14 protein-coding genes are annotated in these 15992 nt (G+C 41.2%); 8 read left to right on the top strand and 6 right to left on the bottom strand.

Translation table 11 applies throughout. The features are described 5' to 3' along the window. Positions 1–20 precede the first annotated feature (20 nt). Together PQ469_RS16050 and PQ469_RS16045 are read right to left on the bottom strand one after the other, a co-directional pair. Entirely contained in the window at positions 21–1268 is a 1248-nt protein-coding gene (locus PQ469_RS16050) for a sensor histidine kinase (RefSeq protein ID WP_274208582.1), read from the bottom strand. Continuing rightward, entirely contained in the window at positions 1265–1942 is a 678-nt protein-coding gene (locus tag PQ469_RS16045; RefSeq protein WP_090649621.1) for a response regulator transcription factor, read from the bottom strand. The genes PQ469_RS16050 and PQ469_RS16045 overlap by 4 nt, the downstream gene beginning before the upstream one ends. A gap of 197 nt (positions 1943–2139) precedes the next feature. Here PQ469_RS16045 and PQ469_RS16040 point away from each other — a divergent pair, with 197 nt between their 5' ends. Beyond that, complete coding sequence (locus PQ469_RS16040) at positions 2140–2553, top strand: EamA family transporter (RefSeq protein ID WP_090649624.1); 414 nt, start codon at positions 2140–2142, stop codon at positions 2551–2553. 8 nt (positions 2554–2561) lie between these two features. On the opposite strand, the gene PQ469_RS16035 is transcribed toward PQ469_RS16040, so the two are convergent. From PQ469_RS16035 to PQ469_RS16025, 3 genes are read right to left on the bottom strand one after another with little or no spacing between them, the layout of a single operon-like run. Further along, positions 2562–3485: a HipA domain-containing protein gene (locus PQ469_RS16035; RefSeq protein ID WP_274208580.1), complete on the bottom strand. Its 924-nt coding sequence runs from the start codon at positions 3483–3485 to the stop codon at positions 2562–2564. Positions 3486–3488: 3 nt separating this feature from the next. Then, positions 3489–3812 (bottom strand): HipA N-terminal domain-containing protein, encoded by a 324-nt coding sequence (locus tag PQ469_RS16030; RefSeq protein ID WP_274208579.1) that lies wholly within the window; start codon positions 3810–3812, stop codon positions 3489–3491. Beyond that, positions 3805–4008 carry a helix-turn-helix transcriptional regulator gene (locus tag PQ469_RS16025; RefSeq protein ID WP_090649632.1) on the bottom strand — a complete coding sequence of 68 codons (204 nt, stop codon included), beginning with the start codon at positions 4006–4008 and terminating at the stop codon, positions 3805–3807. Before PQ469_RS16025 ends, PQ469_RS16030 begins: the two co-directional genes overlap by 8 nt. A gap of 264 nt (positions 4009–4272) precedes the next feature. Between PQ469_RS16025 and PQ469_RS16020 the strand changes: the two genes are divergently transcribed. Continuing rightward, positions 4273–6744: a TonB-dependent receptor domain-containing protein gene (locus PQ469_RS16020; protein WP_274208578.1), complete on the top strand. Its 2472-nt coding sequence runs from the start codon at positions 4273–4275 to the stop codon at positions 6742–6744. 268 nt (positions 6745–7012) lie between these two features. Here the strand turns inward: PQ469_RS16020 and PQ469_RS16015 are convergent, their stop codons facing one another. Continuing rightward, a complete protein-coding gene (locus tag PQ469_RS16015; protein WP_274208577.1) occupies positions 7013–7642 on the bottom strand; it encodes a DUF47 domain-containing protein in 630 nt (209 codons plus the stop codon). Between the two features lie 289 nt (positions 7643–7931). Between PQ469_RS16015 and PQ469_RS16010 the strand changes: the two genes are divergently transcribed. The 6 genes from PQ469_RS16010 (at position 7932) to PQ469_RS15985 (ending at position 15962) form a co-directional block, all read left to right on the top strand. Next, entirely contained in the window at positions 7932–8135 is a 204-nt protein-coding gene (locus PQ469_RS16010) for a hypothetical protein (protein WP_147058944.1), read from the top strand. 238 nt (positions 8136–8373) lie between these two features. Beyond that, entirely contained in the window at positions 8374–10752 is a 2379-nt protein-coding gene (locus PQ469_RS16005; RefSeq protein ID WP_274208576.1) for a carboxypeptidase regulatory-like domain-containing protein, read from the top strand. Between the two features lie 250 nt (positions 10753–11002). Beyond that, the gene (locus PQ469_RS16000) at positions 11003–11518 is read left to right on the top strand and encodes a DUF2911 domain-containing protein (RefSeq protein WP_274208575.1); all 516 of its coding nucleotides are present in this window, start codon (positions 11003–11005) and stop codon (positions 11516–11518) included. Between the two features lie 128 nt (positions 11519–11646). Continuing rightward, positions 11647–12738: a DUF3810 domain-containing protein gene (locus PQ469_RS15995; RefSeq protein ID WP_274208574.1), complete on the top strand. Its 1092-nt coding sequence runs from the start codon at positions 11647–11649 to the stop codon at positions 12736–12738. A gap of 501 nt (positions 12739–13239) precedes the next feature. Continuing rightward, positions 13240–15432, top strand: a complete 2193-nt coding sequence (locus tag PQ469_RS15990) for a penicillin acylase family protein (protein ID WP_274208573.1) — start codon at positions 13240–13242, stop codon at positions 15430–15432. 41 nt (positions 15433–15473) lie between these two features. After that, on the top strand, positions 15474–15962 hold the full coding sequence (locus PQ469_RS15985) for a hypothetical protein (RefSeq protein WP_274208572.1): 489 nt from the start codon (positions 15474–15476) through the stop codon (positions 15960–15962). The last annotated feature ends 30 nt before the right edge of the window (positions 15963–15992 follow it).

Below are 15992 nucleotides of genomic sequence, written 5' to 3'. Positions count from 1 at the left end.
AGGATGGCAAAATATCAAATTTAAAAAACGATGATGAAGATATGGTGAGGGTTTTGGTATTGATAGCCAAGTTCAAAGTCAAGACTTTGGCAAATTTGCTTGCTGATGGTAAGCCCAAGTCCGCTGCCGTCAGAATGGGATGACTTATGAAAACGGGTAAATATTTTATCCTCGTCCAGCGGATCATCGGTGCCGGTATTTTTAATGGTTAAAACTTCTGCAGTCAGATTAATTATAATTTCACCACCTGTATGATTGTGCCGCACGGCATTAATGATCAGGTTACTTAGCAAAATTTCAATAAGATACCTGCTTCCCGAAATTTCTTTGTCCTGCAACAGGGCGGTTACCGTGATTTGTTTATCCGCAAAAATATCTTCCAGCTGTATCAGCATTTCATCAATTAATTGTTTCAGGTTGATGTTTTGCTGATCTGTCAGCAAGCGGTTTTCTATTTTTACCAGCAGTAATAACGATTGATTAAGCCGGCTCAACCGGGCTACTGCGCTGTAGAGGTCGTTAAGCAATTTACTTTGCCTATCGTTAAAGTTTTCGGATTGTATTAAGGTATCTAATTTGGAGTTGATGACTGCAATTGGGGTAAGCAACTCGTGCGATGCATTTTCGGTAAATGTTTTAAGCTCCTTATAATCATGCTTTGCCCTGATGGTCATGGCGGTGGCTGCCTGGTTTAAATCGGCAAATTCATCAATACGGGTTTCGGTTTGGGTAATTTCTTTATTATCAGTGATGTTAAAAAGCTTCATCTCCTTTAAAATAGCATGAAAGGGCTGCCAAAGGCGGTTTAATATCAGCCTGTTGGCAACAAGTAATACCAGTAATAAAAATAAAATCAAACCAAAAGTTATGGTGAAAATAATCCGGATCAGGTCCTCAGTTTCTACCTTCGATTCAACGATGAGGATTTTATAGTATTTGCCATTAACAGTAACAGAACTGATAAGCCCACGGCCCGCCTCAACTTCGTCCTTGTCTTTTTTATACAGGGTATCAATAAATTCGCGTGTAACGGAATTGGGTGCTGCCTGGATAAAGCTTATTTGCTGATCTTTGGAGTCGAAAACCTGGGGGAGTTGTTTGTTGAGTTTTACGTAATCAAAAACCTCATCTTCCTCAACTTTAAGCGCCTTATCATTTTGATCGATTAATATCCAACTGATGGCCTTGTAGTAAATAATGCCGGTTATCAACATTACTACTATGGTGGTAATAATGTTTACCCGGTTATATAAGGTAAGCAATTTCATTGCCCGGCAAATTTATAGCCCATACCATAAGCCGCCTGGATATAATCGTTGGCGCCGGCTTCTACCAGCTTTTTGCGGATGTTTTTAATGTGCGAGTAAATGAAATCGAAATTGTCTGCTAAATCGATGCCATCGCCCCAAAGGTGCTCGGCTATGGCATTTTTTGATACTACCTTGCCTTTGTTTGCAATAAAATAAATAAGCAAGGCAAACTCTTTACGGGTAAATTTAAGGGGCTTATCATGCACGCTCACCGTTTTTGCCTGCAAATCGATACTGATTTCGTTAAAAACAAGCAGGTTGCTGCCGTTGTACATTTTACGCCTGATAATGGCCGATACTCTCGCCTTAAGCTCCGACAGGTGAAAGGGCTTTACCAGGTAATCATCTGCGCCCAAATCCAGGCCTTGCAAGCGGTCGTCAAGAGAGTTTTTGGCCGATATGATCAGAACGCCGTCGGTATGGTTATGGTCTTTTAACCGTTTAAGTATATTGATGCCATTGCCGCCGGGCAGGGTAATATCAAGCAAAATGCAGTCATAGGTATACATTTCTATTTTGGAAATGGCTGCGGGATAGGTAGCGGCGGTTTCGCATATATTACCGGCTTCGGTAAAGTACTCTTCAATACTCTCGCGCAGGCCTTCTTCGTCTTCAATGATTAGTAGCTTCATTAGGTTTTACGTTAGACGTTTTAAGTTGTACGTTTGGTTGTTAGTTATTATTAATCAGGTAAAGGTAGCACCTCAATTTGTATACATTTTGGATTTGACCAGATTTACTACAGCTTTATCAAGTAAATTAGCTTATTAATTGTTTGGAAATACAAATACGTACAACTTAAAATGTCTAACGTAAAACCTAAAAAACTATGTGGTGGATTTACGCTCTACTATCGGCATTATTTGCCGCACTAACTGCAATATTTGCCAAAATAGGCATTAAAGGGGTAGATACCGACCTGGCAACCGCTATCCGTACAGTGGTTATTTTGGTACTGGCCTGGGCCATTGTGTTGTTTAAAGGCAGCAACCAGGGTATAAATAGCTTATCCAAAACCAACTGGACGTTCCTCATTCTGTCTGGCTGTGCTACCGGCCTGTCGTGGATTTGCTATTTCAGGGCTTTACAATTGGGTAAGGTATCGCAAGTAGCTCCAGTTGATAAACTAAGTGTTGCACTGGCCATTGTATTGGCAGTGGTGTTTTTAGGCGAGCCGTTGACGTTGAAGAACGGGATAGGTGCCTTATTGATTATAGCGGGGACTTTGGTGCTGATATTTTGAGCGGTGGGTTATGTTAGTATTTTTTGTTTATCCGCCCAAATCCTTTTGTATCGATCCTTTTCCGCATCTCCTAAAAATGATGCGTCAATCACGTTAGCAACCTTTTCGTTCATTAAGGAAAATTTGGCCATACTATTTTGCAAGGCCTTTTCAGGAATCAGGAGACTTTTGCCTAATATTTCAAAATCCTTAATAGTAATCTTTCTTTTTTTTGCATTCAATGTTAGGGCAAGTTCCTCATCATCCGCAAGGTTTAAAAGGTTAACGTTTAGCAAATCGTAAGCAGGGCTTAAACAGATACCGGTATTTGTATGCAGCAGCGAAAAGTTTTTAAGATGCATGTCGTTATTGCCCGTCAGGTAGCAGAATAAGACCAATTCAAAATAGTTAAGCGCATCTAAACCGGTATTGGCGCAATACTTTAAAACCAACTTTCCGGCTTTTTCATACGAGCCTTTATATTTGTTTTCAGTGAGGAATTCAGATAACTGGCAAAAATCTTCCACGTGAATTTTTTTTCCTTTAACCCGGTCAAATCTTTTCGCAAGGTAAACCATGTTCCCGTCGGTTGCCCTCAATAGTGTATGGCCACAAACCGGTATTTTAAATAATGATGCAAGGTGCATCGTCAGGTCTTCCGTTTCTGGCATAAACGGATATTGCTCTTGCTGTGGTTTCAGGATGTATTCTCCCCAAAGACCAACTATGGTAAGCCTCGTGCTTCCATCACTTTTTTGCAGCGAAACAGAAAGTTTTGGTTGTACTCCGGTTACAGCGATTCTCTTATTAATGGTTTGTTCGGCCAATTCTTTTATTAACTGGTTGTTTAATTCCAGCACAGGTGGTTTAAGCGTTCCGAAGAACTTTTTTGAACATTTTTCATGGTATCCTGTATCTCCAGCATCTTGATAACAAAACCAGCAATTTGCCATAATTTATTCGTTTTCGGGGATAATGGTTACCGCGCCAATGGTATCCCTGCATGTAAGTAATAATAATTCAAAACGATCATTTCTTTTAACTTTCCAATGGTCGATTGCCAGGTTAAGTAGCCAGCCTTCGGGTATCAGGCCGTCAAAAAAAGCGAATAATACTTTGTTGGTATACTTATCCTGTGATAATGGTAAGGTTAGGCTGATAGGTTTAGCGGCTACGCCGTTTAAATAATGGGTATCATAAGCAAATTCATAGCCCTCGTCAGTTTCAGCTATGAAACCGGCAAGCTTGTCCGCATAATATACCAATCCCCGTTTATTCATCGCCTTTATGTTTTGTTACCACATCTAATTCCGAACCAAATAAGGCCAGTACCTGGTTAACCTTGTCCATTCGTAAGGTAGCTTTTCCTTGCTCCATTTCCCTGATTACCCTTAAACCAACTCCCGCCTTTTTAGCAAGGTCGTCCTGGGTGAGATTAAATATTTTTCGTTTCGATTTTAAAAAATCAGATAACATATTATACCCTTTAGGGTGTAAATATAATCTTTTTTTATTTATTATACCCTATCGGTGCTAATTTAAATATATAATCAAAACTATACCCTATAAGGTATAGTTTTGTATTGTTTTTATCTTCTTTCGTTATCGCTTGCACATGATTCCGGGATTTCATTGTAACAAATTTGAAAGAATTAACCTTATTGTAACAATAACACAACAAATCAGAATTTATCCAATGTTTGTCTTCAAATTCGCACCCAAATGAGCGATTTCAAGATAATGAGGACCCGATATATCTTACTGTTTTTATTTGTATTTTTGGGGATAAACACCAAGGCACAGGCACCTGCCCCTAAGGGCAAAATAAGCGGCAAAGTTACGGATGCCGCTACAAAACAGGCGGTTGACTATGCTACCATATCGGTTTATAAAGAAGGCGTCACGGCTCCGTTTAATGGCATCAGTACCGACCCGAAAGGTAATTTTACTGTCGACCAGATTCCGCCGGGCGAATACCGGGTCACCGCCGACTTTTTGGGCTATCAGCGTACTACCGTTGATCATGTAATAGTTAAATCCGGCGCTACTACAAACCTGGGCGAGGTGTTGTTATCGCCAAATACACGGCAGTTAAAAGATGTAACGGTTACTGCTACAACCCCTACGGTTCAAAACAAGATTGATAAAATGGTATACAATCCCCAAAACGACCTGAGCGCACAGGGTGGGGTTGCTATAGATATCCTGAAAAAGGTACCGCAAATTACAGTTGATATTGATGGAAACGTGGAACTGCAGGGTAATGCCAATATCCGGTTTTTAATAAATGGCAAACCATCCAGCATATTTGGCGCCAGCCTTGCCGATGCTTTGGCCAGCATACCGGCCAGCCAGATCAAAAGTATTGAGGTAGTTACCAGCCCCGGCGCTAAGTACGATGCTGCAGGTACAGGTGGTATTATTAATATTATTTTGAAAGATAGCCGGGTTGAGGGAGTAAATGGGAGCATTAACCTATCGGCCGGTACCCGCCGCGAAAACGGTTCATTTAACCTCAATATGCGTAAGGGTAATTTTGGCGTTAACACGTTTTTTAGCGGCAATGCACAGATAAACAGTAACTCCCCAAATACAAATAACCGTACATCTACAGACGGCCTTGGAAACACCACTACGCTTTTTCAACAGGGCAGTAACAATTTTAAACGTAATGGTTACCAATCGGGATTAAACTTTACCTGGAACATCAGCAAACACGACGATCTTACCGCATCGGTTGGCTTTAACCATTTTGGTAACCATGGCAACGGCATTACCAACCAGGACGAAAATAAGGTGGACCCGAACGGCATCGAACTTTCTGACATCAAAACCCTGCGTACATCAAGCAGTAAGTTTAGTGGCACATCTACAGATGTAAGCCTGGCCTACAAAAAAACGTTTGAGAAAGAAGGGCAGGAACTTGATATATTGTATTCATCAAGCTTTGGTAATAATAGTTTTAGTTCATCGCAACTGTTACAGAACTTGCAGGCCGGAACCATACCTACCGGTATCACCAATAATAATCCCGGTAAGGATAGGGAAACCAACATCTCTGTTGATTACGCGCACCCGGTAAGCAAAAATTTCACCATTGAAACAGGCGGTAAACTTGATTTTAACCACATTAACAACAATGTAGTTACCGATACCTTGCTAAACGGAGCCAACGTACCCAATTATAATCAAACCTATGGCTTTACCTACGACCGTAAAATTTATGCCTATTATTTATCGTTAACTACTTCATTGTTTAATAACTTTTTAGATATCAAGGCTGGGTTAAGAGATGAGTACACTGTTACCACGGCCGACTTTAAAGGTACCAATATCCCCAACTACAATATATTAGTACCTTCATTGGTGTTCTCACACAAAATAAGCGAATCGCAATCAGTTAAGTTAAGCTATACTCGCAGGATTGAGCGCCCCGATTACGGCGACCTGAACCCATTCCTTAACATCAGCGACACCCACAACATCAGCACCGGCGACCCAACCCTGAAACCGGAGCGTGGCGATAACTTTGAATTGGGCTACAATAAATCGTTTAATGGCGGTGCAAACATTAATATAGCCGCGTTTTACCGTAAAAATACAGATGACCTGCAACGCTTCACCACTTTTTATGATACTTTACGCATTGACGGTAGTACTTATACCAACGTAGCCCTTACAAAACGCTATAACATAGGTTCGGAAGAACGTAAGGGGATCAATATATACGCTTCCTTGCCGGTTACCAAAGATTTTAACCTGCGGACGAATATGATATTTTCTGAGCGGACAAATAACAACCCCGGCAGCCCAAGCGTATCGGGTTTTGCCTACCGTTTAAATCTTAACGCCCAGTACAACTTCGGTCATGATTTAAGTGCAGAATTTTTTGGAAACTATAACTCTTCCCAGAAAAACATTCAGGGCACACAACCTAAATTTGTGTTTTACAACTTTGCCATGCGTAAAATGTTCATGAACAAAAAGGCCAGCATTGGTCTTACTGCATCAAACCCGTTTGCCAAATATGTAAGCCAAAGCTCAACCACTTATGGTACCGGCTTTAACCAAACCAATATCCGGTATGTGCCCGTACAGTCGTTTGGCATAAGCCTGAGCTATAAATTTGGCAAGCTTGAATTTAAGAAAGAGAGAGAGAAAGACGATAACGGCGGCAAGCAAGATGATATGCCTGCTGATAAAGGGAAGTAAGCTGAAAGCCTAAGGCTCAAAGCCAAAAGCTTCTTCAAAAAAACGGCCCTTGATTTTAAAAAAATCAAGGGCCGTTTTTTTAGCCTTTAGCCTTTAGCCTTTAGCCATTAGCCTTTAGCCTTTAGCCTTTAGCCTTTAGCCTTTAGCCTTTAGCCTTTAGCCTTTAGCCTTTAGCCTTTAGCCTTTAGCCTTTAGCCTTTAGCCTTTAGCCTTTAGCCTTTAGCCTTTAGCCTTTAGCCTTTAGCCTTTAACCTTTAGCCTTTAGCCTTTAGCCGTTCTTTATCAAAATACTTTCAATAATCAGTGTGGCATCTTCGCAGCTATCAGTTGCAGTTTCCATCGCCATAAAAACATCTGTGTATTTTATAAGTTGTATGGCATCGGTTTCGTTGGCCAGTAAATCGGCAAATGCTTCGTTGTAAACAGTATCGGCCTGGTATTCCAGTTGTTTGATACTGTTACAAATTTCGAAAATATGTGCCGAATTACCCAGGTTATTCATAGCCTTAACAGCACTTTCAAGCGCCTGGGTAGTTTGCAGGATAAGATCAGCAAGGTTGATAATAGGAGGGGTTATTTTAGGCACATCGTACAGGTTTATCCTGCGCGATGCCATAGCTATGCTATCTGCCACATCATCAATAGCCGCCGCAAGTTCGCACATATCTTTACGCTGAAAAGGAGATATAAGTGTACGGCCCGATTCGGTAAATACCTGGTGCGTAATTTCGTAACTTTTTGTTTTTAGCTTATCAATGTGTGTAAACTGAAATTTTTGCTCGTAGGTATCAGTGGAGTTCACCGCGGTATTAAGCAGGGTTGCCATTTGAGTGGCATTGTCAACCGCCCGGTTAAATAAATCATAAAAAACCTGGTTTGAGTTGGGGAATATCGACATCTATTGAAATTTTTTATGATACTTTTTAAGTAAAAATCAATTTAACAGTTTATATACTAACTATTTAGCATATGCAGGCTGTTTTTATTTTCGTGGCTAAATGTAACCATTAATTTGCAGCAATAGGTCACGGAATTGTTAATCCAATGTTAATTAAATGTTATCAAATTATTGATGCTGTATCTGGCCGTTAAATAAATTTCACCGTTAAAAAATGCTATGTAACATTTACTGTTTTTTAAAACAATAACACCGTAATATATATTACCTTAATATTAAGCAACCCGTTATGAAACCCGCTGATAAACATTATAAATTCATAAACAGTAAAACTGGTTATGCAATTTATTATCACTCCCTAAGCAGCGACCTCAACGCCACAGAGATCAAAAATCAACTGCAGGACATTAAAGCCCGTGTGGCCATACAAAATGGTATTTACCTGGAAACTGTATACTGGGAAGAGATAAAGGAAAATGCCGAAATACAGTAGTAGAGTCAAGAAGCAAGAATCAAGAATCAAGAATCAAGAAAAAAATTGGAACGTAGATTATCCGATTTCAATAAAACATTGGCCCACGAAGAAAATATTTAGATTTGAGCATTTTGCGCTTATCTTGATTCTTGGCTCTTGACTCTTATTTTATTTGTTTTGTGCGGTTAATTGAGGTATATTTAATCACCAATTTAAATCACCAATTTAAATCACCTCTTTTTAAACACCTTCCCGCATGAAAAAGATAGTACCTGCACTTTTTTGCGCCTTATATTTTTGTGTACCCGCGTTTTCGCAGGATGCCAAAACACCGCTTTCGTTAGACGGAATAGTCTCACGTCTGCAAGCCTTATCAACTACAAAAGCTACCGAAAAAGTTTACCTGCACTTTGACAGAACGACATACAATGCCGGCGATACCGCTTTTTTTAAGGCCTATCTTACACTTGGCGAGCAACACCAACTGTCAAAGTTAAGCGGCGTATTGCACGCCGACCTGGTGAACCCCAACGATTCTTTGGTGAAATATATAACACTGCAGGTTAACAACGGGCTGGCCTGGGGCGATTTTGCTTTGCCAAACAGCCTGCCAAAGGGCCTATATCATATAAAGGCTTATACCAAATGGATGCTGAACAGCACCGACCCTAATGTTTTTGACCAGCCTATTATAATTAATAGCTCCGTATCGCCAACGCGTACATTATCAGCTCAACAAACTAAAATTGCCAATAAGTACGATATTCAGTTTTTTCCGGAGGGCGGGGCCTTTGTAAATGACATTCCCGCTAAACTTGCCTTTAAGGCTATTGACCACAACGGCATTGGAGCTAATGTTAAGGGCGTGGTTGTTGATAACCTGAATACCGAAGTAACCAAATTTGAAGCCAGGCACCTGGGGATGGGTATTATTAACATAACCCCTGTTGAAGGCAGAACATATAAAGCCAAACTCACCTATGCCGATGGTACCAGCGCCACGGTCGATTTGCCAAAGGCCGAAGAAAAGGGCATGACACTGCTTGTAAACAATACCAGCCCCGATAAGCTTTTAATTGAAATTAACGCCAACCGGGCCTATTACCTGGCCAATAAAAACAAAGAAATTGGTATCACCATTTATTCGGGTGGCGGGGCTGTACGATCAGTAAAAACAGCTTTAGATGGTCAGGTGCTTGATCTTAACCTGGGTAAAAAAGACTTTCAGACGGGCATAGTACGGGTTACCCTGTTTTCGGCAACCGGCGAGCCAATGAACGAGCGGCTTTCATTTATTCAGAATGATGATCTTATTAATTTGCAAACGGCAGTAAATAAACAATCGTACACACCCAGGGAAAAGGTGCATCTTACACTGAATGCCAAAAAAGACAATAAACCGGTTATGGGTTATTTTTCTGCATCGGTAGTTGATGCCACAAAAATACCGGTGGATGAAACTGCCGAAACTACCATTTTAACCCACCTGCTGCTCACATCTGATTTAAAAGGCTTTGTTGAGCAGCCCAATTATTATTTTAACCACGTTACCAACGATACCCGCGCCGATTTGGATATGCTGATGCTTACCCAGGGTTATCGCCGGTTTGAGTGGAAGCAAATTCTTGCCAACGATGAAACTACCACATTAACATATCCTGTTGAAAGAGGCCTGGATATATCGGGCACTGTTAAAACCAATAACGGGGCACCTGTTGCTAACGGAAATGTTACTTTACTTACAAAAAACGGTGGCAGTATGCTAAACCAGGTTACCGATGCTAATGGCAGGTTTATCTTCCCCAATCTGGCCTATACAGATAATACTCCTTTTGTAATCCAGGCAAAAACCGCCGAGGGAAAAAACAATACGCAGATAATTATGGATATGCCAAAAGAGGCTACATTGTTTACTAATAATAACCGGTTAACAGGTAGCGCCGAAGCTGGAAACGGTGATGGCAAGCCCGGCCCCGCATCTGTTTATATGGCCGATGCAAGCGGAAAACTATTAAAGGAGGTTATTGTGAAAGATAAATTTTTAGACTCGCACAGTAATACTATTACCGATTTTACCGATCAATCGGGATTGGGCCGAAGCCTGGAAGGACACTTGCCCGGAGTTTCACTAACCAATGGCGTGCCTTATTTGCGCGATAGGATAGGAATATCCGAAGCCGGGCCAATGCTGGTGATTGTAGATGGAATGCAAGGTGGGTCCGTTCCGGACTTAAACGTATCAGACGTGGAGAGTGTAAAGATGTTGAAAAATTTAGATGCAGCAATTTACGGCCTACAGGGATCAAATGGAGTTTTATTAATCACAACAAAAAAAAATAAGAATTTGACTGTGAATAAAAAGCTATCACCCGGGCTTATTACTTATGCTCCCAAAGGTTTTTACAAAGCCCGCACGTTTTATTCGCCTGTTTACGGAGGGGCGGTTAAGCAGGCAAATAAACCAGATGACAGGATCACCATTTATTGGAACCCGGATGTGGCCACAGATAAAGATGGCAACGCCACGTTGGATTTTTACAATGCCGATGGCAAAGGAAATTATCGTGTGATTATTGAAGGTATTGATGAAAACGGCGCTATAGGTCGCAGCGTTTATACTTACAAAGTTGAATAAACAAAAAACCCTTGCCGCAAGGCAAGGGCCAAAAAAACCACAACAATTGTTTAACCTTCTGGCTATGTAAACCTTAAGGTCAATTCCTAACTGCAATGTGGTAATTCTGATGATACAACAATGCTGATTATTAATGGTTTTTAATTATCATGACATTTTTACAACTGTAGTACATGTTTATTTATATTATCAATTGCTACCCGACAAAATTTCATCCTATATTTATACCAAATAAATCATGAGAAATATTATGAACAAACCTTTTCAATTTAAAGCAGCATTGGTTTTTGCATTTGCTTTATTTTTAAGCAGCCTGGCCTTTGCCCAGAACAAACCTGCGAGCCCGCATGATAGTACAAGCGCTACAGTTGCAGGCTCCTTAATTAAAATCAAATACGGTAGTCCGTATGTAAAAGGCCGTAAAATATTAGGCGAATTGGTGCCTTTTGATAAAGTATGGCGTGCAGGTGCCGATTCGGCAACCAGCTTTACAACCAGTAAAGCTATTAAGGTTGAAGGAAAAGCGCTTCCGGCCGGCAGGTATGCTTTTTTTGTAATTCCATCTGCAAGCGGTACATGGACTATTATATTTGATAAAAACCCCAAGCAATGGGGCGCTTACACGTATAAACCAGAAAACGACCAGCTGCGTGTAACCGTTAAAGGTAAAACCGGACCCAAGGCCGAAAGCCTTACCTATACTATAACACCCAAGGGTTTTAATCTTAAATGGGATACCTTTGTGGTTCCGGTATCTATTAAATAAGCATTTAATTTAACCCGAATAAAGAAGAGCTCCTGTAAAGGAGCTTTTTTTGTATTAGGAAAGCAGAAAAAAAACTTCTTACAGGTGAAGCTTTGTTATATTGCTTCGGTTAATATCTATAGTATACAATGCGTAACTACATCAGCAAAAATCCATTCATTAAAAGGATAATAACCATATTATTGTTAGCCATGGTTCTTTTTTTGCTTATGCTGTTGGCTGGCCATCCCGCCTTGGTCGAGCGTTATTATTCGCAGGGATTTTATAAAATAGTTTGCTGGATTTTTCACCCTGTTTTTAATTTATTCCCGTTTAGCGTCGGCGATTTACTTTACATCGCTGTTATTGTCATTTTAATTGTAGCTATCGTTAGGATGGTAAAGCTGTTGGTTAAAAAGCAGTTCAAAAAAGTTGGGTTACAGTTGCTGGGCTGGGTAATAAGCATCCAGGTAGCTATTGGGTGTTTTTACCTGTTTTGGGGGCTTAATTATTTCAGGCCATCAGCTGCAGACCGCCTTAATTTAAGGGATACTACATTCACCACTGCCGATTTGAAAGCAGTAACCAAATTACTGATAGATAGCGCGAATGCCTGCCGGGCCAGGGTTACCACGGCCGATCTGGCTCAAAGCAATAGCGTCATTTATCAAACCGCGGTAAATGCTGTCAAAGCGCTCTCGGCCGATTCTGTCAATTTTCGCGCTTTTCAACCTGGCATAAAACCATCCATGATCACTTTTCTGCTGAATTATATAGGAACTTCGGGCTATTACAATCCATTTACGTCCGAAGCGCAGATTAATTATGCCATGCCCGTATTTAACAGGCCGTTTGTAGCTTGCCATGAAATGTCGCACCAGGTAGGTTACGGGGCCGAGGATGAAGCTGATTTTGCCGGCTTTATCATCGCCATAAAATCAAAAGATCGCCTGCTGCGTTACTCTGGCTATCACCTGGCGGTTGATGAGTTTATGCATACCCTTCGCCGGCGTGATACCGTGGCCCATAAGGAATTAAAAGCAATGATATCCAAACAGGTACACCAGGATTTTGTAACAGAACGCGCCTACTGGATGGCCTACGAAACCCAGCTTAGCTGGATAAGCAGTATTTTTTACGATAATTTCCTGAAAGCCAATAACCAACCCCGCGGCCTGGCAACATACAACCGCATGGTTTTATTGGTAATGGCCTGGGAAAAATGTTCATTGGTTCATTAGTTCATTGGTGGATATAGGGTTAGCCTGTATGGTCAATTTCGGTCGGCCACCTGTAAAAACCAATGACTGTTTTAGCTTATTAGTTATTGGTTGATTTAGTTTGCCCTCATAGTTGCCAGTTATGGCACCACTTGCAAAGACCAATGAACTAATGAACTAAATAAAAAATGCGTTCCGTATCTCACCCCGGAACGCACTGCAATATCATTTCTCAGATGATACTGTATCAACTAAACCTCAGATCTCATGTAAGATGATTAATCCAAGCTCTTATATTTACCGATGTAATAACCGATAAACAATTTTTTTATTACATTGTGTCAGCAGCTTTTAAACAATGTTATATTTAACCTTGCTTCTATAAATTGTGAATAATTTAAGGCAAACGAAGATACAATATAAATATTGCGTTTAAACGCTCAAATTTACCTCATATTATTAATAAGTGTCTATCTAACGTTACTTTATTTACTTAGATGTCCGGGTAAAATATTTGTTACCATGAAATTGAATTTAACCTTTATTTTATTGTTTTCCCCTGTATTTGTATTTTCTCAAAAAATTAACCGGCAGGAAATAAAACGAGCGATAGATCTGGCCAAATCGGTAACTATCATCCGCGATAATTATGGTGTGCCGCATATTTACGGAAAAACCGATGCCAGCGTAGTTTTTGGATTGATGTACTCGCAGTGCGAAGATAACTTTAAAGGAATAGAACGCAATTACCTTTACCAGTTTGGTAAACAAACCGAAGTGGATGGAGAAAATAGCCTGGCTACCGATATTCAGTTACAATTAATTGCCGATAGTGCAGATGCCATTAGGGATTATAAAACGAGCGCCCCGGCTTTCAGGAAACTATTAGATGCTTTTGCCGGTGGCATAAATTACTACCTGTACAAACATCCCGAAGTAAAGCCAAAGGTATTTAAACATTTTGAGCCCTGGTACGCACTGATGTTTACCGATGGAAGCGTAGCCGCCACCGAAACAGGGGGCATTAAGCTGGATGAAACAAAAGAATTTTATATAAATGGCGGCGACAAACTGGGTTACGTTCCAGATCGCCCGGCCAAAGCTTATGAATTTGTAAACGAACGCGAAACCGGGTCTAATGGGTTTGCTATCTCTCCATCGCGGTCGGCTTCGGGGCACGCTTTGTTGTATATTAATCCGCATGTGCCCTTTTATTTTCGCAGCGAAGTGGAGCTGGTGAGCGAAGAAGGTTCGCATGCCTACGGGGCAGTAACCTGGGGACAGTTTTTTATATACCAGGGTTTTAACAAGCACTGTGGATGGATGCATACCAGCAGCTATGCCGATGTTGCCGACCTGTATGCCGAAAAAATGGTAAAAAAAGACGGCAGGTGGTTTTACGAATACAATGGCGCCCTTAAACCCGTTACCGAACGTAAATTGGTTATCAATATCAAAAAAGGCGATAAGCTTGAGCAAAAAACAATAACCGGCTACTATACCCATCATGGTCCGGTAGTAGGCAGCCGCGACGGCAAATGGCTGGCGCTAAAGGCCAATAATCGCTCATATAACGCGCTGTTAGAATCATGGCAAATAACTAAGGCCAATAACCTGGCCGAATATAAAAAAGCCATGGACCTGGTATCCAACGCCACTAACGCCACTGTTTATGCCGACGATAAGGGCAACACCATTTTTTGGTATGGCAATTATATCCCCAAACGCGACCCCAAATATGACTGGAGTTTACCCGTTGACGGCAGCACATCCGCTACCGAATGGCAGGGGGTACACCATTTAAACGAAATTGTTACCACGATAAACCCCGCTACCGGCTGGATCCAAAATTGCAATTCCACACCTTATACTGATGCCGGTGCAAGCAGTCCGGATAAAAGTAAATATCCGGCTTATATGGCGCCTGATGGCGAAAATTATCGGGCGGTTACGGCCATTAACATATTAAAGAATGCTAATAACCTTACACTGGATGGCCTTATAGCAAAAGGATATGACCACTACCTGGCTGCCTTTGACGATTTACTGCCCGCGCTATTTAAAGCCTATGATGAGGCTCCTGACTCGTTAAGGTACTCAATATCAGGTGTTGTAACAATATTAAAGCAGTGGGATAGGCGTACGGCCGCCAATTCGGTAGCAAGTTCACTGGCCATTGAATGGGGTACGGCCATGCTGAAATTACTCCCTCCGCCCAAAACCGACCAGGAAAGTACTTTTATTACCCGGCGAATTAAAACTCTTGCCGATAAAACCCCAGGCAAGCAGCAGCTGGAGCTTTTAAACGCGGTTATGATAAATCTGCAAAGCCGTTTTGGTACCTGGCAGGTACAATGGGGCGATATGAACCGCTACCAGCGACCTGCCGATGGCATAACCTTTGATGATAAGCTGCCGAGCATCCCGGTGGGGTTAACGGGTTCGGGGTTTGGGCAATTGCCATCGTTCCAGAGCCGTACGGTAAATACTTTGAAAAGGTATGGTTACTCGGGCAATAGTTTTGTAGCTGCGGTTGAATTTGGGCCGAGGATAAAGGCCAAAAGTATCATGACCGGCGGGCAATCATTTGATGCCGCATCGAAAAACTTTACCGACCAGGCACAGGGTATTATTGAAGGTAAGTTTAAAGATGTGCTGTTTTACCGCGAAGATGTACTGAAACACGTAAGTAAAAGCTATCATCCGGGCAGTTAATTTAGTTAAAGAAAAAAGTATATTTGGATACGATAACAAAAATGAAAAAGTTCCTGTTTGTGGCTTTATTATGTTTTTGCGGCGCCAACCTGTTTGGACAAAGCATAACAGTTAATGACCTTATCAATTTAACCAACCTAACAAACGCCGATGCGCATAAATACCTGGTTTTGGCAAAAGGCTTTAAAAAGGCCTATACCCAGGATGTTGATGGCAATACTATTGAGCATTTGAGTAAAATAGATGCCCAAAAGAAACAAGAATCGGTAGATATTGGGGTAGCTTTGAAATTAAGCAGCGGGGCCATATTGCGTACCGTAACCTATAAAACAGCCCGTACTGAACAAATTTTCCACTTAATTTCACAGGCAAAAAAACAGGGCCTGCCCATGAAGTTCCAGGGGGCCGATACAATAAACAACATTTACCAGTTTGATAACGACTTTTTTCATATCGTAATGTATATCAATCGGGATAATACCTCGGGCTATGTAGAGGTTAAGCAAAAGGAATATGTTGGCTTTGATTGATAAAGGCATTTACACTTAGGCTATCTGAAA

It is taken from the genome of Mucilaginibacter sp. KACC 22773 (assembly GCF_028736215.1).
Classification (GTDB): domain Bacteria; phylum Bacteroidota; class Bacteroidia; order Sphingobacteriales; family Sphingobacteriaceae; genus Mucilaginibacter.
The sequence above is the reverse complement of the archived record's forward strand: the minus strand, read 5'-3'. Positions and strand labels throughout refer to the sequence as shown.